This window comes from Aliiroseovarius lamellibrachiae (genome assembly GCF_018599245.1).
Classification (GTDB): Bacteria; Pseudomonadota; Alphaproteobacteria; order Rhodobacterales; family Rhodobacteraceae; genus Aliiroseovarius; species Aliiroseovarius lamellibrachiae.
The window spans coordinates 138,110-155,819 of sequence record NZ_JAHEVJ010000004.1; the positions used below are offsets into that span (position 1 = coordinate 138,110).

At 55.6% G+C, this 17,710-nt stretch carries 17 protein-coding genes; 13 read left to right on the top strand and 4 right to left on the bottom strand.

The window, feature by feature from the left end:
* Nucleotides 1–18 precede the first annotated feature (18 nt).
* Nucleotides 19–825: a lytic murein transglycosylase gene (locus tag KKW20_RS08520; RefSeq protein WP_214567459.1), complete on the top strand. Its 807-nt coding sequence runs from the start codon at nt 19–21 to the stop codon at nt 823–825.
* 383 nt (nt 826–1,208) lie between these two features.
* Here the strand turns inward: KKW20_RS08520 and KKW20_RS08525 are convergent, their stop codons facing one another.
* Nucleotides 1,209–2,003 (bottom strand): heme-dependent oxidative N-demethylase family protein, encoded by a 795-nt coding sequence (locus KKW20_RS08525; RefSeq protein ID WP_214567460.1) that lies wholly within the window; start codon nt 2,001–2,003, stop codon nt 1,209–1,211.
* Nucleotides 2,004–2,158: 155 nt separating this feature from the next.
* Here KKW20_RS08525 and KKW20_RS08530 point away from each other — a divergent pair, with 155 nt between their 5' ends.
* The 12 genes from KKW20_RS08530 (at nt 2,159) to KKW20_RS08585 (ending at nt 13,995) form a co-directional block, all read left to right on the top strand.
* A complete protein-coding gene (locus KKW20_RS08530) occupies nt 2,159–3,376 on the top strand; it encodes a bifunctional alpha/beta hydrolase/OsmC family protein (protein ID WP_214567461.1) in 1,218 nt (405 codons plus the stop codon).
* Nucleotides 3,377–3,463: 87 nt separating this feature from the next.
* Nucleotides 3,464–4,516, top strand: coding sequence for an alanine racemase (alr, locus tag KKW20_RS08535; RefSeq protein WP_214567462.1), 1,053 nt, complete (start codon nt 3,464–3,466; stop codon nt 4,514–4,516).
* Nucleotides 4,513–5,295: an MlaE family ABC transporter permease gene (locus tag KKW20_RS08540; protein WP_214567463.1), complete on the top strand. Its 783-nt coding sequence runs from the start codon at nt 4,513–4,515 to the stop codon at nt 5,293–5,295. The genes alr and KKW20_RS08540 overlap by 4 nt, the downstream gene beginning before the upstream one ends.
* Nucleotides 5,292–6,038, top strand: coding sequence for an ABC transporter ATP-binding protein (locus KKW20_RS08545; protein ID WP_214567464.1), 747 nt, complete (start codon nt 5,292–5,294; stop codon nt 6,036–6,038). Before KKW20_RS08540 ends, KKW20_RS08545 begins: the two co-directional genes overlap by 4 nt.
* 170 nt (nt 6,039–6,208) lie before the next feature.
* Nucleotides 6,209–6,670 (top strand): paraquat-inducible protein A, encoded by a 462-nt coding sequence (locus KKW20_RS08550; RefSeq protein ID WP_214567465.1) that lies wholly within the window; start codon nt 6,209–6,211, stop codon nt 6,668–6,670.
* A 64-nt stretch (nt 6,671–6,734) separates the two neighbouring features.
* Nucleotides 6,735–8,102: a DNA repair protein RadA gene (gene radA, locus KKW20_RS08555; protein WP_214567466.1), complete on the top strand. Its 1,368-nt coding sequence runs from the start codon at nt 6,735–6,737 to the stop codon at nt 8,100–8,102.
* Between the two features lie 35 nt (nt 8,103–8,137).
* Entirely contained in the window at nt 8,138–8,701 is a 564-nt protein-coding gene (locus tag KKW20_RS08560) for a CvpA family protein (protein WP_214567467.1), read from the top strand.
* A gap of 158 nt (nt 8,702–8,859) precedes the next feature.
* Nucleotides 8,860–10,344, top strand: coding sequence for an amidophosphoribosyltransferase (gene purF, locus KKW20_RS08565; protein WP_214567468.1), 1,485 nt, complete (start codon nt 8,860–8,862; stop codon nt 10,342–10,344).
* A 61-nt stretch (nt 10,345–10,405) separates the two neighbouring features.
* A complete protein-coding gene (locus KKW20_RS08570; protein ID WP_214567469.1) occupies nt 10,406–11,059 on the top strand; it encodes an SDR family NAD(P)-dependent oxidoreductase in 654 nt (217 codons plus the stop codon).
* Between the two features lie 219 nt (nt 11,060–11,278).
* Nucleotides 11,279–12,064, top strand: a complete 786-nt coding sequence (gene surE / locus KKW20_RS08575; RefSeq protein ID WP_214567470.1) for a 5'/3'-nucleotidase SurE — start codon at nt 11,279–11,281, stop codon at nt 12,062–12,064.
* A complete protein-coding gene (locus tag KKW20_RS08580) occupies nt 12,061–12,714 on the top strand; it encodes a protein-L-isoaspartate(D-aspartate) O-methyltransferase (RefSeq protein ID WP_214567471.1) in 654 nt (217 codons plus the stop codon). Before surE ends, KKW20_RS08580 begins: the two co-directional genes overlap by 4 nt.
* A gap of 129 nt (nt 12,715–12,843) precedes the next feature.
* Nucleotides 12,844–13,995 carry a peptidoglycan DD-metalloendopeptidase family protein gene (locus KKW20_RS08585; protein ID WP_214567472.1) on the top strand — a complete coding sequence of 384 codons (1,152 nt, stop codon included), beginning with the start codon at nt 12,844–12,846 and terminating at the stop codon, nt 13,993–13,995.
* A gap of 157 nt (nt 13,996–14,152) precedes the next feature.
* On the opposite strand, the gene der is transcribed toward KKW20_RS08585, so the two are convergent.
* The 3 genes from der to KKW20_RS08600 are packed head-to-tail and all read right to left on the bottom strand — an operon-like array spanning nt 14,153 to nt 17,693.
* On the bottom strand, nt 14,153–15,610 hold the full coding sequence (gene der / locus KKW20_RS08590; RefSeq protein ID WP_214567473.1) for a ribosome biogenesis GTPase Der: 1,458 nt from the start codon (nt 15,608–15,610) through the stop codon (nt 14,153–14,155).
* Between the two features lie 47 nt (nt 15,611–15,657).
* Nucleotides 15,658–16,995: a PQQ-like beta-propeller repeat protein gene (locus tag KKW20_RS08595; RefSeq protein ID WP_343207567.1), complete on the bottom strand. Its 1,338-nt coding sequence runs from the start codon at nt 16,993–16,995 to the stop codon at nt 15,658–15,660.
* 59 nt (nt 16,996–17,054) lie between these two features.
* Nucleotides 17,055–17,693: a hypothetical protein gene (locus KKW20_RS08600; protein ID WP_214567474.1), complete on the bottom strand. Its 639-nt coding sequence runs from the start codon at nt 17,691–17,693 to the stop codon at nt 17,055–17,057.
* Between the last annotated feature and the right edge of the window lie 17 nt (nt 17,694–17,710).

Consider the following 17,710-nt stretch of genomic DNA (forward strand, 5'->3'; position numbering starts at 1 on the left):
ACCAAGATCGAGACGCTCATGCCAAACGTCATTACGAATTACCTCGCCCCCCTTGCATTTATTCTCGCCACCACAAATCCCGCATTGTCAGCCCAATGCGGCAATTCCGCCGCAGGGTTTGAGGCGTGGAAAGCCGATTTCGCGACGGAGGCCCGACGCGCGGGTGTCAAAAGCAAAGGGCTCGCCGCACTGGCCGCGACATCATATGCGCAAGCGACAATTAACGCTGACCGAAATCAAAAAAGCTTCAAATACTCGTTGGACAAATTCCTCCAAATTCGTGGCGCGGATACGATCATTGCTCAGGGCAAACGCCGCAAAGCAAAGAACCCGGATTTCTACCGCGCACTTGAACGGCAATTCGGTGTTCCCGCAGGGGTGCTTTTGGCCATTCATGGAATGGAAACGGCTTTTGGTGGATTTATGGGGAATTCGAATGTGGTCTCTGCCATTGTGACCCTGACTTACGATTGCCGCAGGTCTGACTTTTTCAAACCCCACGCGATTGGTGCCTTAAAACTCGTCGATCAAGGCTCAATCTCCTCCGCAACCAAAGGGGCAAAACATGGCGAACTCGGACACACGCAGTTTTTGCCAGGCAATGCCTTGGAGTTTGGAGTGGATGGGAATGGTGACGGCGTTGTCGATTTCTACGACCTTGCGGATGCGCTCGCCTCAACGGCCAATTATCTAAGAAAACATGGGTGGAAACCGGGCAAAGGTTACCAACAAGGGCAAGCCAACTATCGGGTCCTGAAAGAGTGGAACGCCGCCACGGTCTATCAACAATCTCTTGCCCTTATGGGGGCAAAAATCGACGGATAAGCCGGTTAATTTAGGTTAACAATTGTGATGGCCTCAACGAAATCCGCCCCCAAATCATGCCGTTCTCGCCCCATTTCTTCCGTGCTTTGCGCAAAATCAACCCGCATCATGCCCAAAGGCGACCACCAACGGGCGTCAGAAATGAAAAAAAGAGAGCAGAGCAATGAGCAAAATGACACATACAGAGCAACGTTTGGCAGAGGTTTTTCGGAGTGGCGGACTGATGTCTCACATCGGATCTCGAATGTCCGATATTCGGCGTCACACCAGTCTCCCGCGGACCATCCGCCACTGGTCACCGGTCGATGGGTTTGTCCCCATGACCTTAGGTGGCTAAAATTTTTCGCGCCTTGCCACATCACGCAAGGCTCGAAACGCTTCAATCAACGTCCCGACGGCGCTGGCAGGTTGATTTCAAGTTCAGCCAGCCGTGCCTCGGACAAAACATAGGTGTGGATCGAGAAAATCACCGCACCCGTGCGTTCTAATCGTCGCATTCCCTGTCGTTCCACCCGCAACCACTGCGGACCACTTCCCGGCGCAAGGCGCACATCTTTTTCCAGCCGCGGCTGGTGCAGCTCGGGATCGCCATAGGATAGATAATTCCCTCTCCACATTGGCCGCGCGACTTGAATGCCGTCAAACAACCGCTGCACACGTTTTGCAATGTCCTCTGTGTAAACCTCAACCGGGATATGAATGCGTGTCATCGGTTGCATGAATTTCTCTGCCAATGTCCAACTTGAGGGAAAGCATAAAATCGCCCCGGTCAATACATGCTCCGCCCCAATTTTCTCCATGATCACAAGATCTTCTTGGACAATTGCGCCACATGTCAAAAGCGGCTGATCATAATCAATCTCGACTTTTCGTCCATCCGGGCAGCTTACAGAGCTTGTGTCCACATGATACCCTTCGGCCACCCTAATCTCCTCAAGGACATATTCCAAAAGCTCCTGTGCGGCAGGCATAGCCGCATCTGAAATCTGGTGAACAGCCGGTTGGCGCGTCGCCATCAGATGCAAACGATGCGCCATCTGCGCGTCATATGCTTCGTCCTGCAACAACCACTCGCCGGGCAGCATTGGATTCAACCCGGGCAAGCGTTGGGTACGATCCTCTTCCCAGGGCCGCAGAGGCAAATATTGCTGACAAATCTCGACCACTCTGGCCTCCATCTATGGTTTTGTGCAGATTGATTGGCGGGGAAAGGAATGGCAAGAACAAGTCGGACATAACGCCCCCTCACGATCCCGTGCAAATTCGCGTCCCCCCCTTGTGGCCGAACGAAACTCTGCCCATCGTCTGGGTAGACACATGAAAAGGATCGAGAATGCCAACCGAGCGTTTCACATTTAAGGGCCACAGCGGCCATGACCTCGCAGCACGTCTTGATTTGCCTCCAGGGCCACATCTCGCCACGGCCTTGCTTGCCCATTGTTTCACATGCGGCAAAGACATCGCAGCCGCGCGGCGCATTTCGGCCCGTTTGGCCGCCGTGGGGATTGCGGTGCTGCGCTTTGATTTCACGGGTCTGGGCCATTCGGGCGGTGAATTTGAAAACACCCATTTTTCGTCCAATGTCGAAGACATCGTCCTGGCTGCGGGGGCGCTCGAGGCGCGCGGCATGCCCCCAACCCTGTTGATTGGCCATTCCCTCGGCGGCGCCGCGGTCCTAAAAGCGGCGCCTGGGTTGCCCCGAACCAAAGGCGTGGTGACCATTGGCGCGCCTTCGGACCCTGCAAATGTCATTGCCCAATTCGAACAGGCATTGCCCGAAATCGCCGCGAGCGGACGCGCGAATGTCAGCTTGGGCGGCCGTCCCTTCACCCTGGGGCGCACTTTCGTCGAGGATGTTCAGGACAATACATTGGAAACCGCAATCCACACCCTGAACGCCGCCCTTCTGGTGCTTCATGCACCGCGCGATGAAGTGGTCAGCATTGAACACGCATCGCGAATTTTCATCGCAGCAAAACACCCCAAAAGCTTTGTTACACTGGATGATGCCGACCATTTGATCACGCGCCCTGAAGATGCGGAATATGTGGCAGATATCATTTCGGCATGGGCCGCACGCTATTTAGACCTTTCGCCCCCCGCCCCGCCTCCGGGCGCACCAGAAGGCATTGTTCGGGTCACGGAAGCCGACCCAAAAGGGTTTCTACAAGATGTCCAATCCGGCCCATTTCACCATACTCAAGCGGACGAGCCGCTGGCGTATGGCGGGACCAATAAGGGGATGTCACCCTATGGGTTCCTTTCGGCGGGGCTTGGTGCCTGTACCTCCATGACGATCCGCATGTATGCCCGGCGCAAAGGCTGGCCATTGACCCATGTGCGCGTGGATGTGAGCCATGATAAAGTCCATGCGCAAGACGCCGAAACCGGCACACGGGCCAAAATTGACAAGTTTCGCCGCGAAGTCCATTTGAACGGGCCGTTAAACACCGAACAACGCGAACGCCTTCTGGAGATCGCGGATCGTTGCCCCGTGCACCGCACTTTGGAAGCAACAAGCGCGGTGGAAACCATTTTGGTGGACAGCTAGACACAATTTGTCCCGGAATTTTGTCAGTTTCACCCGAATGCTGCGTTTTGCCTTGACCTGCGCGCCCAGCCTGTCGAAAACCGCGTTATGAGTACAGGTAGACTAACAATTGATTTGGACGCAGTGGCCGCCAACTGGCGGACCCTTGATGCGAAAACAGCTAGCGACGTTCAAACCGCCGCCGTGGTCAAGGCAGATGCCTATGGACTGGGTGTGGCCAAAGTGGGGCGCGCGCTGGCTGCCGCTGGCGCACGGCGCTTTTTTGTAGCGGTCGCTGAAGAGGGTGCAGCACTTCGCCAAGCTCTTGGACCCGGGCCAGAAATCAGCATATTTTCTGGGCATATGTCGGGTGACACAGATATGGTTCACGACCTCGGGTTGGTGCCGATGCTGAACTCTGTCGAACAGATGACACGCCATTTCGAAGCCTTGCCAGGTCATCCCTTTGGCATTCAACTCGACACAGGCATGAACCGTCTGGGCATGGAACCCGGCGAATGGTCAGCGCTGCGCGAACTTTGTGTCGCGCAAGGCCCGCGGTTGATCATGAGCCACCTTGCCTGCGCGGACGAGCCCGATCATGCAATGAACCAACAACAACTGTCGACATTTTTGGAAATGACCGCCGAGATCGAGGCACCGCGCAGCCTGTCGGCGACCGGGGGAATATTGCTGGGATCCCAATATCATTTTGACCTCACGCGGCCTGGAATTGGCCTTTATGGTGGCCTGCCCTATGAAGAGGCGCGCCCCGTGGTGGAGCTGAACCTTCCGGTAGTCCAAACGCGCTCGCTTGCGGTTGGTGAAACCGTTGGCTATGCCAATTCTTGGGTTGCAGAGCGCCCATCGCGTATTGCGACGGTTTCGGGCGGCTATGCAGATGGTCTCAGCCGACAAGCCTCGAATAAGGCCGTAATGTTTTACGAAGATACGCCCTGCCCCATCGTTGGCCGCATCTCAATGGATTTGATTTGTGTCGACATCACACATATCCGCGAGACACCCAAAAGCCTGGAAATACTTGGCAAACATCAGAATATCGATGATCTGGCGAATATCTCAAAGACCATCGGATACGAGGTTCTGACCCAGCTTGGTACTAGGTACGCACGGTATTACGCACGAGGACGTGAGGAATGATGCTGACTTATCCATTGGCGGCCTTGGGCCGGACCACGCTTGGCTTTTTGGCTGTGATTGGTCGCATCGCCATTTTTGGCGGGCAATCCCTCAGCCATATTGTGCGCCCACCGTTTTACCCGCGCGAATTTCTGTCCGCACTGATCAATATTGGCTATTTCAGCCTGCCCGTGGTGGGGTTGACGGCCATCTTCACGGGGGGCGCACTTGCGCTTCAAATCTATTCGGGGGGTCAACGATTTTCCGCCGAAGCCGTGGTGCCGCAGATTGTGGCCATCGGCATGGTGCGCGAACTTGGACCAGTCTTGGTGGGGCTGATGATTGCTGCTCGGGTGACCTCTTCAATCGCTGCTGAAATTGCAACCATGAAGGTTACCGAGCAAATCGACGCCTTGGTCACACTGTCGACCCACCCGATGAAATACCTGACCGCGCCCCGCGTGTTGGCGGCGATATTGGTGGTCCCCGCCCTTGTGGGACTTGGTGACATCATCGGGATTATGGGCGGCTATATTGTGGGCACCAAGCAACTTGGCTTCGCACCCGGTGCTTATATCTCGAATACATGGAGTTTTCTTGAAACCGCCGACATCTTATCGTCTTTGGTCAAAGGGGCGGTATTTGGGGTGATCGCCGCCGTCATGGGCTGCTATCACGGAATGCATTCTGGTCGCGGCGCTCAGGGGGTGGGTCGGGCCACAAAAACATCAGTTGAGGCCGCAGCCATTATGATCCTCGCGGCCAACTTCCTTCTTACAAGTCTGTTTTTTGCATCATGATCGAGCTTTCAAACCTTCACAAAGGCTTTGGCCCCAAAAAAGTTCTGGACGGGGTGAACCTGACCATCGAACGTGGCGAAAGCATGGTCATTATCGGCGGATCCGGCACCGGAAAATCGGTGCTGCTAAAATGCGTTCTCGGCCTTATGATCCAAGATAGCGGGACAATCACGCTTGACGGTGAAGACACGTCAACCGTCGAACGGGATGCCTTTTTGGCCCGATTTGGCATGCTCTTTCAAGGCGCTGCGCTTTTTGACAGCTTACCTGTTTGGCAGAACGTCGCCTTTCGCCTGCTACGCGGATCCCTTGCCCGAACCAGAACGGAAGCCCGCGAAATCGCGATCGAGAAACTGCGCCGTGTCGGATTAACCCCAGATGTGGCAGACCTGTTTCCCTCCGAACTCTCTGGCGGCATGCAAAAACGTGTGGGCCTTGCCCGTGCCATCGCGGCCGAGCCTGAGATCATCTTTTTTGATGAACCAACCACCGGCCTTGACCCTATCATGTCCGGCGTCATCAACGACCTGATCCGCGAAATTGTCGAGGAAATGGGCGCAACGGCGATGACAATCACCCATGATATGAGCTCGGTCCGGGTGATTGCTGACAAGGTTGCGATGCTGCATGCGGGGCGCATTCAATGGGCCGGTCCAGTTGAAAAGATGGATAATTCTGGCGACCCTTATGTTTCACAATTTATCAGCGGCTCGGCAGATGGCCCAATTGAGTCCGTGAGATAGTTTCTGGCCCTCAGAACGATGGCCGCTCTGCTGCCTTTGGGGCTGTCTTCAGGGCTGCCCTCCGGCGCTCGCCAGACGTAAGACGCCCTATTTGGTCCGAAAAGCATAAACGTCATCAGTCCGCACATGACGCGTTGCAACCACAGGCGCCCTACCCCATATCCAAGCTCATGACATATTTACGATACTTGAATCTTGCGCTTCTGATCGCCTTTCCAATTGCGTGGTTTGCCCCACTTCTGCGGGCCGGCCTAAACCTTCCCTTTTTTGGTCAATCGGAAATCAGCATCATCTCGGGGCTTCAAACCCTTTGGAAAACCGATGTCTTTCTCGCGCTGCTCATCACGTTATTTGCCATTTTTGCGCCGCTCATAAAAACTCTGGGGCTTGCCCTGATCCAATTTGGTCAGATGCGCCGCAGCGTTCTGCCTGTGTTCAATGTGATGGGCAAATTGGCGATGGCGGATATCTTTCTGATTGCGCTTTACGTCGTGGTGGCCAAAGGCGCAGGCATGGCCAGGGTGGATGTGGCGTGGGGTCTGTACCTGTTCACCGGCTGCGTCTTAATCTCTTTGGGCATCAGCATGTTGACACAAAAGCGCAGATCCCGACCAAAACCCACCTTGGACTAAATTCTGTTCGAATTGCCCCGAACCGCCCCTTGCGTGGCGCGCGTCGCTCGGGCAAAACCGGTGCATGGCAAAAACCCAAACGTCTTACAGCTGCAATTCATGTGGCGCCACCTTTACCAAGTGGTCTGGTCGCTGCGATGGATGCGGCGAATGGAACTCGATTGTCGAAGACAAGCCCCTGTCATCTGGACCAGCGTCTAAATCGCTGGGCGCAAGCCGGGGCAAAGGGCTGAGCCTGACGGATCTATCGACAGAAGAAGCGCCACCACAGCGGACAATCTGCGGCATGTCCGAACTTGACCGCGTCTTGGGCGGTGGCTTGGTGCCAGGATCGGCGATACTCGTTGGTGGGGATCCCGGCATCGGCAAGTCGACTTTGTTGCTTCAGGCGGCCGCTAGGTTTTCCAATTCCGGGCTTGATACAATCTATATCTCAGGTGAAGAGGCCGCCGCTCAGGTACGGATGCGCGCCCAACGGCTTGGTCTGACCGATGCTCCCGTGCGGCTCGCGGCAGACACAAATCTTCGCAACATCCTGACAACACTGGATGCCGAACGTCCGCAACTCGCGATTATTGATTCGATCCAAACCATGTGGGCAGACAATGTCGACAGCGCACCAGGCTCCGTTAGTCAGGTGCGCGCCGCCGCACATGAACTAACGACCTTTGCAAAAACACGCGGCATTTCCGTTGTTTTGGTGGGGCATGTCACGAAAGACGGTCAAATTGCGGGGCCACGCGTTGTAGAGCATATGGTCGATACCGTGCTTTATTTCGAAGGCGAGCGTGGCCATCAGTTCCGCATTCTTCGGGCCGTCAAAAACCGCTTTGGCCCGGCCGATGAAATTGGCGTGTTTGAAATGACTGGCGGCGGTCTGTCCGAAGTCCTCAACCCCTCTGCGCTTTTCCTGTCTGACCGTGAAGAACCTGCACCGGGCAGCGTCGTGTTTGCCGGAATTGAAGGCACTCGCCCCGTGTTGGTTGAGTTTCAGGCCCTCGTCGCCCCCTCGCCGCATTCGCAACCACGACGGTCAGTCTTGGGCTGGGACGGCGGGCGACTAGCGATGATCTTGGCCGTGCTAGAAGCCCGGTGTGGCATCCCCTTTGCTGGCCTTGATGTCTATCTAAACGTTGCTGGCGGAATGAAAGTTTCTGACCCCGCCGCCGACCTTGCTGTGGCAGCGGCGCTACTGTCTGCACGCGAGGATGCTTCTCTCCCCAAGGACACTGTGGTTTTTGGGGAAATTAGTCTATCAGGGGCGCTGCGCCCGGTCGGGCAAACAGAAAATCGGTTGAAAGAAGCGCAAAAACTTGGTTTCACCTCTGTCATCGCGCCTGCGCGCAGTAAGACGGGGTCTGATCCGGGAATAGGCGTACAGAAAATGACGGACCTTGCTGGGTTCGTTGGTGAAATATTCGGGGCGGGCTAGTCCCATAAAAATTTGGCGAAAGGTCGGAGAGACAGATGGAAGCCTTTACACTTGTCGACGGAATTGTTGCTGCGGTGATTTTAATCTCGGCAATCTTGGCCTATTCGCGCGGATTTGTCCGCGAAGGCATGTCGATTATTGGTTGGGTTGCTGCGGCAATTCTGGCCTATATGTTTGCCCCGAAAGCGGTGCCATTGATCAAAGAGATCCCGGTTTTACGTGATTTCATCGCGGACAGTTGCGAACTTTCAATGATTGCGGCCTTTGCTGGGGTCTTCGCCCTTGCCTTGGTGGTCGTGTCGGTCTTCACGCCCCTCTTCTCGTCAGCCATTCAACGCTCTGCACTCGGCGGGCTGGATCAGGCGCTGGGATTTGTCTTTGGCGTGTTGCGCGGACTTTTGCTCGTGGCCATCGCCCTTGTGGTTTATGACCGCGTCGTGACCACCGACACCCTTCCAATGGTCGACAATTCACGCACCGCAAAAATCTTTGCCCGGACCCAAGACCGGATCAATGAACAAATCCCCGAAGACGCGCCAGGTTGGATCGTCGGACGATACGAAGATCTGGTCGGAAGCTGCACAGCCAGCACCGAATAAAACGAATTCCAAACGCGCCGCACATTAAATTGTCGGCGCGTTTGTTCTTTTCCAAGTCTGCGTGCCAAAAATCACCTGCTAAATTGTGATAGTTTAATGACAGCCGGGCATTCTGAGACTATGAGGATGCCAACGCCACGGAATCGGAGCGCTTTCCCATGACCACCTCGCCCGCCGCCATCCCCTCGACCTATTACGCGCATCCATTGGATGACGATAAGCTGAAGGAGGAATGCGGCGTCTTTGGCGTCATCGGTCTAAAAGACGCATCCAACTTCGTTGCTCTTGGGTTGCACGCGCTGCAACACCGCGGGCAAGAAGCCGGTGGGATCGTTTGTCACGATCCGGACGAAGGTTTTAATTCCGCACGCCGCTTTGGCTATGTTCGAGACAATTTCACCAAAGAAAGTGTGATGAAAACGCTGCCCGGCCCAATCGCGATCGGCCATGTGCGATATTCCACAGCAGGTTCAAAAGGCGCGGTCATCCGCGACGTTCAACCCTTTTTTGGCGAGTTTTCAATGGGTGGGGCAGCGATTGCCCATAATGGCAACATCACCAACGCGGTGGCATTGCGCAAAGAACTGGTCGAACACGGTTCCATTTTTCAATCCTCATCCGACAGCGAGTGCATCATCCACCTGATGGCACGTAGCCTGCAGCGCAACATCCCTGAGCGGATGGAAGATGCGCTGCGCCGGGTCGAAGGCGCCTTTTCGGTGGTCGCCATGACGCGTACCAAACTGATGGGGGTGCGTGATCCACATGGCGTGCGTCCACTGGTTTTGGGGCGTTTGGGTGAGGGCTGGGTTCTCAGTTCAGAAAGCTGCGCACTTGATATCATTGGGGCTGAATTGATCCGAGAAATTGAACCGGGCGAAATGGTGGTGATTTCGGCGGATGGCTCTGTCGACAGCAGCTTTCCATTCCGCCCGCAACCATCAAAGTTCTGCATTTTCGAACACGTCTATTTTTCCCGCCCCGACAGCATTTATGGCGGGCGGTCAGTCTATGAAACCCGCCGTCAAATCGGTGTGGAGCTTGCGCGCGAAAACCCTGTTGATGCCGATCTGGTTTGCCCCGTCCCTGACAGCGGCACCCCCGCCGCCATCGGCTTTAGCCAGGAAAGCGGCATCCCCTATGCAATGGGCATCATCCGCAATCAATATATGGGTCGTACCTTTATCGAACCCACAGAATCCATCCGCAATATGGGGGTGCGCCTGAAGCTGAACGTGAACCGTGCGCTGATCAAAGGCAAACGAGTGATTTTGGTGGATGATAGTGTTGTGCGCGGCACAACCACGCGCAAAATCAAGAATATGTTCTTGGATGCTGGTGCCGCCGAGGTCCATTTCCGCATCGCATCCCCGCCCACGGCATGGCCGTGTTTTTATGGCGTCGACACGCCCGAGCGCGAGAAACTTCTGGCGGCAACCATGACCGAAGATGAAATGTGTGACCACCTTAAGGTCGACAGCTTGAAATTCATCTCACTTGACGGGCTATACCGCGCGGTTGGTCAAGCTGAAGGCCGCAACAAAGAATGTCCGCAATATTGCGATGCCTGTTTCTCGGGCGAGTATCCGGTCACACCCTCAGACAAGATTGAACAAGGGTTTCAGATGGCCGCAGCCGAGTAAAGCTGTCGCAGATAAACGTATTCGTCTTGTGCTGTCCGCCTTTGGATGAAAGACCCAAATGATGAATGAAGCTAAAAAAATTGCCCTCGTAACCGGTGCATCCCGTGGCCTTGGCGCCGCGTTGGCGCTGGAGCTGTCAAAAACCCATCATGTGATGGCCGTTGCCCGCACAACTGGCGCATTAGAAGAGCTGGATGACAAAATCCAGGCAATCGGCGGCAGCGCGACGCTTGCCCCTATGGATATCACCGACAAGGGTGCAATGGCGCATCTGTGCCGATCCATCCATGACCGATGGGGCGGCGTGGATATTTGGGCCCACACAGCGATCTATGGCCCTGCCATGATGCCCACCCCGGATCTTGATGACAAAGGGTGGAAACGTGCGATGGACTTGAATGTCGAAGCCACACGCAACCTTATTTTCATGCTCAATCCGCTATTGTCCGACAGCAGCACGGCACTGTTTTTCCACGATGATCATGCCGGTGAAAAATACTTCGCAGGCTATGGCGCGACCAAAGCGGCACAAATGGCATTGGTGGGGTCCTGGGCCGCGGAAACCACCAAACTCGGCCCTAACGTTGTCATCACCAGCCCAAAGCCACTTGCTACATCCATGCGCACACGGTTTTTCCCGGGCGAAGATCGGTCGGTTTTGGCCCGCGTCGAAGATGAAGCGCTTAGACTTTTGCAAGATGCCGGCCTGCGCTAAGTGCCAATACCAGCCGCCGGTTGGGACAATCAGATACGCGAGCGCAGTCGCCTTTGCTCGGGGCGGCACGCTCTCGTTTTGAGGCGCCGATCAGATCGGGATCACGCCGAAGTACCAATGCAGCCTTAGCCATGAATTAGAAACCATTTGCCGCCCCATTCCACCTGCCCTATTGAAGAGAGGAACACTGATTTCATTGGGCAATAGACGGGACAAGACATGCGCATCCTCATCACAAATGACGACGGCATCAATGCTCCTGGCTTAAAGGTTGCGGAACAGATCGCTGCTGAAATTGCTGGCCCAGACGGTGAGGTTTGGACCGTTGCACCCGCCTTTGAGCAATCCGGGGTTGGCCACTGTATTTCCTACACGCACCCGTTTATGGTGGCACAGCATGGCCCACGCAGATTTGCCGCTGAGGGCAGCCCAGCTGACTGTGTTTTGGCCGCATTGCACCACGTTCTTCCCGCGCGTCCCGACCTTGTGATATCCGGGGTAAACCGGGGCAATAACTCTGCCGAAAATGCTTTATATTCAGGCACCTTAGGCGCAGCAATGGAGGCCGCGCTACAAGGTCTTCCCGCCATCGCCCTCTCCCAATACATGGGCAAAGGTACAGCTGAGTTGGACAGTGTCTTTGACGCCGCGATCGGGCATGGCGCGGACATCGTCCAAAAGCTTTTACAAAACGCACCGTGGGATAAAACTGAAAACTATCAGATCTTTTACAACGTGAATTTTCCGCCCATCGCGGCCGAGCTGGTCAAAGGGGTGCGTGCCTGCCCGCAAGGTTGGCGGCATGATGCCATCTTTTCAGCGGTCCCCCACCAAAGCCCATCTGGCCGTCAATTTCTGTGGATCAAAGGTGGCCCACAAGCAACGCCGTCCGATCCTGAGATGGACGTGACGCGCAACCTCGAGGGATATGTGTCTGTGACGCCAATGCGTGCGGATCTCACCGCGCATGACCATCTGCAACAGGTTAAGGACCTCTTTTCATGACCGAACCGGACACCTCAGATGCAGAACGGAAAATGCAATTTCTCTTTGCCCTGCGGTCCAAGGGTGTAACGGATCCACGCGTCCTTACCGCGATGGAAGAAATTGATCGTGGCCCATTTGTACGCGGCATTTTTACCGGGCGCGCTTACGAAGACATGCCCTTGCCGATTGCCTGTGGTCAAACCATTTCGCAACCCTCTGTGGTTGGGTTGATGACGCAGGCCGCGCAAATCACACCGCGCGACAAAGTGCTCGAAATTGGAACTGGATCTGGGTACCAGGCGGCAATCCTCTCGCGCCTTGCACGGCGCGTATACACCATTGATCGTCATCGCCGATTGGTCCGGGAAGCGCGCCAGATATTTGAAGCCATGGATTTGCATAATATCACCCCCATGACGGGCGACGGATCGCGTGGATTGCCCGATCAAGCCCCCTTTGATCGCATCATCGTCACCGCCGCCGCTGAAGATCCCCCCGGCCCCCTCTTGGCCCAGCTCGCCATTGGCGGTATTATGATTGTACCAGTGGGGCAATCGGACGCCGTACAAAGCCTGATCAAGGTCACGCGCCACGAAGACAGGGTCGAATATGACGAGCTCCTGCCAGTGCGTTTTGTGCCATTGCTGGAAGGGTTAGGACAAGAATAGCGCCGAGAAAATCGGCCAATGACAACGCCCCAAGGGCCACGGAAAGATCCCAAAGAGGATCACCAAACAATGCCCGAGCAGGGCAAAAACAGTTGGCCCGGCCGACTTACGACTTGAGGAACACGAGCTATGCAACTGATTTCCACGACATTTCTACGTGGCGTCCCTATTTTAGCCACGCTGACCATCCTTGGCGCCTGTTCGGACGGGTTTGATTTGGATCTGCGCCGATTTGCCGATGGCGGCTTATCCACAACGCAGGCGGCTCAAAACGCCCAAACGGCCAAACGTCCGAGCCCAGACACCCGCGGCATCATCTCTTACCCTGGCTACCAGGTTGCCCTCGCAAGGCGCGGGGACACCGTGGCCCAAGTGGCTGAACGTATCGGTGTCCCGGCGGCTGAACTGGCCCGCTATAATGGTATCGCCGCCGACAGTGTCTTGCGAAAAGACGAGCTTTTGGCCCTGCCTCGACGTGTGCAAGAGCCAGCGACCGGCGTGATTCAGCCCAAGGATACCATCGACATTCAAACCCTCGCGGGGGACGCGATTGAGCGTGCGCCGATCGCCGTCACCTCGACAGCCAAACCAACAACCAAACAATCTGGATCAGAGCCGCTTCGTCATCGGGTAGAACGCGGCGAAACAGCGTATTCCGTGGCGCGGCTTTACGGTGTGTCCGTGAGGTCACTGGCAGAATGGAATGGGCTAGGCGCGAGTTTAACAGTCCGAGAAGGGCAGCATCTGTTGATCCCGATAAAACTGGAAAGCCCAAGCCGCAGCACCGGCATTAGCCAACCAGGAGAGGGCAGTAGCACGCCGACGCCACCTTCTGCTGCGCAACCTTTGCCAGATGAAAAGGCGGTGCCTCGCAAGCCCGAAGAAAAACCCGCCTCGCCTGCATTGGAAGCCACACGAACGGCAGCCTCTGCTGCTAAAATGTCCCTGCCCGTGCCCGGCAAAGTCACCAGCCTTTTTGACGCAGACAAGGCGGGCTATATCTTGATTTCAGCCAAGCCAGGGACCCCGGTAAAAGCGGCCGCAAGCGGAACGGTTCGACTTGTCTCAAAAGATGTCGAGGGCGAACAGATTGTGGTCATTGACCATGGCAACAACACCCAGACAGCGTATAGTTTTGTTGATGGCATCAATGTTGCAAAGGGGCAGAAAGTGAAGCGCGGTGAGCAGATCGCAAAAGCCACGAAAAACCAATATAATGCTATTCAGTTTTTGGTATTCAAAGGGACTGATCCGGTTGATCCGATGCCTTACCTAAACTAAAGTCTGCGCCGTTTTCTTTGAAGCATAGGTCATTGCTTTTCGCGGTGAATGTCGGGAACAGGAACCTGTCCTTCGCTGGAACCAATCAAATAGTCTGTTTGATTTGGACCGACACATCAAAAAGGCCACCCAACCGGGTGGCCTTTTCTGTGTGGGGTTAACCGTCTGCCCGCCCTTTTCCAAGGTGCTTACGCAAGCGGGACGGCGTAGATTTCTTGCGGTTCTTATAGGGGTTCTTGTCCCCCTGATCCCGCATGGTCAAACGGATGGGCGTACCCGGCATGTCAAAATCTTCACGCAGCCCATTGACCAAATACCGAGAATAGCTTTCTGGCAACTTATCGGGATGCGAACACATGACCACAAATCCGGGCGGACGGGCCTTCACCTGTGTCATATAACGAAGCTTAATTCGCCGACCACCCGGTGCGGGCGGAGGATGTGCCGCAATCATTTCCGCCAACCACCCGTTAAGTTGGGCTGTTTTAACACGACGATTCCAAATCTCATGCGCGCGCATAACCGCCGCATGCAGACGGTCCAATCCTTTGCCAGTTTTGGCCGAGATCGTGACCAGCGGCGCGCCACGCAATTGCGGCAACAACCGTTCAAACGATTCTCGCAACACTTTCAGTTTTGCTTGTTTTTCGGGCTCCGCATCCCATTTATTCACGGCGACGACCACCGCTCGCCCCTCGCGTTCCGCCAAGTCAGCGATGCGCAAATCCTGCTGTTCAAACGGAATTTCAGCATCCAATAGCACGACAACAACTTCGGCAAACTTCACCGCACGTAGCCCGTCAGAAACCGAAAGCTTTTCAAGCTTTTCCTGTACTTTTGCACGCTTACGCATTCCTGCGGTGTCAAAAATCCGGGTCGGAACGCCCCCCCACTCAAATCGCAGAGAAATGGAATCGCGCGTGATCCCCGCTTCTGGCCCCGTCAGCAAACGCTCTTCGCCGATCAAGTTGTTAATCAGCGTAGATTTCCCCGCATTCGGACGGCCAATGACAGCCACCTGCAATGGCTTTTCATTTGTTGGCACGCGCGGCGCGTCGGCATCATCTTCTGAAATATCAACGTCAATCTCGGGATTTGTCTGCGCAGCCCGCTCTGCAAATTCTTTTTCGATGGGCAAAAGAGCGTCGTAAAGCTCGCCCATGCCTTCGCCATGTTCGCCAGACATGCGAATAGGCTCGCCTAACCCCAATGAAAAGGCTTCTAGATAGCCGCCCTCGCCTGCTTTGCCCTCTGCCTTGTTCGCGGCCAGAATCACATGCGCGTTTTTGCGGCGCAAAATATCGGCAAACACCTCATCTGCGGGCAAAAGACCATCACGCGCGTCAACGATGAACAAGCAAGCATCCGCCATTTCAACCGCACGTTCCGTCAAGCGACGCATCCGCCCCTGAAGGCTTTCATCGGTCGCTTCTTCCAGCCCTGCGGTGTCAATTACCGTAAAGCGCAGATCCATCAGGCGGGCCTCGCCTTCGCGCAGGTCGCGTGTCACGCCTGGCTGGTCATCCACCAACGCAAGACGTTTGCCAACCAAGCGGTTAAACAGGGTTGATTTGCCCACATTTGGGCGGCCCACAATGGCGAGGGTAAAGCTCATTTTTGACTCCGGGTCACATCAAGCGCCCCGCATACACGGTTTTTAACTCAGCGCAAAGCCAGAAGTTTGCCGTCACGCGAAACCACGTAAGCAACACCGCCAACGACAGCCGGGCGTGTCGCCGCCCCCCCCGGCAAAGCGACGTTCGCAACGAGGCGTCCATCCTCGGGGTTAAATCCGCGCATTACACCATCTGAGGAGGCCACCCAAAGCTTTCCGCCTGCTAGAACCGGGCCGAAATTTGCGTAAATTGCTTTGCGTCTTTTGGCTTTCTCTTTGGTGTAATAAGGCAGGTCAACGCCCCAAATGCGCGCGCCTGTTTCAGCATCATGCCGGATGAGCTGTGCCTCATCCGAGATGAGAAAGACTGATCCGCCAGACACCCAAACAGGGCCTGTGGTCCCTTCCGAAGCGGTCCAGATCCGATCCCCCGACATCGAAAGCGCCATGGTACGGCCGACTGGATTTCCGGTGTAAATCACATCATTCTTGATGACAGGTTCACCGGTAATATCCGTCACCAGAGAATAAGCGCGCCCCGCGCGTTCGCCCGAAACCAGGGTCGACCACATGCGCGCACCACCTTTGGGCAAGGCGGCAACAATCTCGCCTGATGCAAAGGGAAGCACAACCAAACGGTCTGTCACAGCGGGGCTCGACACACCAACAATGCCATCTTGGCTCGGGGTGCCAGATAGCCGCCATTTCACCTTGCCTGATGTCGCATCGACGGCCCATGCGGTATTGTCTTTGCTGGCCACATAAACCAACCCGCCTTTAACCGCGGGCGCACCGGATGCAGGTGCTTCAAGCTCTTGCTGCCAAAGGGTGTTGCCGGATGCGGTATCCAAAGCCGTCAACAAACCAAAACCCGACGTGACAAAAACCTGACCGCCGGCGACCGCCAAACCGCCGCCCGAAGCATCGTCGGATTTATCTGCGGGTGGCGTAAGATCTCGCGTCCAAAGCGTCTGCCCTGACGTGGACGTTGCAACAACCTGGGCGCGGCTATCAAGGGTGAAAACACGCCCCTCTGCGGCGACGGGCTCGGCTGTGATACGGTGTTTTCGATCATTGCCCTGGCCGATATCCGCAGACCAAATCAGCTGTGGGGTGGCGGACAAAGCCGGGTGTTGCACCTGATGGGTGACGCTTCCGCCGATGTGGGACCAAGATGCGTGGTTCACTTGCTTCGGCAACGAAATCGGCTGGGCCACATTTGCCGTGTCTTCGTCAGCAGCAACTGTTTGCACATCTTCCCCAACAGTTTGCGGGTTCACACTGCGCAGTGTTTCGCGTTTGCCAGGCAAGATATACTCGGGCGTTGAACAGGCCGCCATCAGGCCCACTGTCACCAAAATGCTGGCGCTATTTTTCAGCTTCAATTTATTTCCCCCGAACACCTGTCGAATTCCTCGCATCAGCATATCTGCGGTGCCAATAATTATGATGCAGCAAGCGCCCCACCAAGGGCCACAATCAACTGAGATGCACGTTGACGCAAGGCCCGCGACGCTTCCTCATCCAGTAAAAGAGCCTGAAGGCGAGAAATTGCCGCTTCTTTGTCGCCATTTGATAACTCAACCAACGCCATTTGCTCTTCTGCCAACACACGAAATGCTGCGCCCGCCTGCAAAAGTGGCGCCAAACGGGCTGTGGCGTCCTCGGCTGACAAGCCACCATCGGCCTGCATCACCAGTTTCAACGCAGCCAAATCGCGATATATCTTTGGCAAATTCGCGTCATCGGCCATCTCAGCCAGTTGATCTGCGGCAACTTTGCCATCTTCGTCGGCCTGTAACAGCACAACAATCGCACGGGCATCACCCGCGACCGGCAGCTCCGCCAAGGCCGCCTTGCGCGCAGCCGCATCTGCCAATTCCTCGGTCGCCAAAATGGCATCGCCCAAGGCCTCTGCCTTGGCCTCTGCCCGTGCCTTGGACCATTCGTTATAGGCCGCACCGCCCACCAGCAGAACAACCAATGTCACTGCGATCCAGCCATATTTGCGCATCAAGGCAAAAAGCTTGTCGCGTCGGACTTCTTCGGTCACTTCATCAATGAAATTTTCTGGGTTGCTCACAGTGATGACTTTCTTTT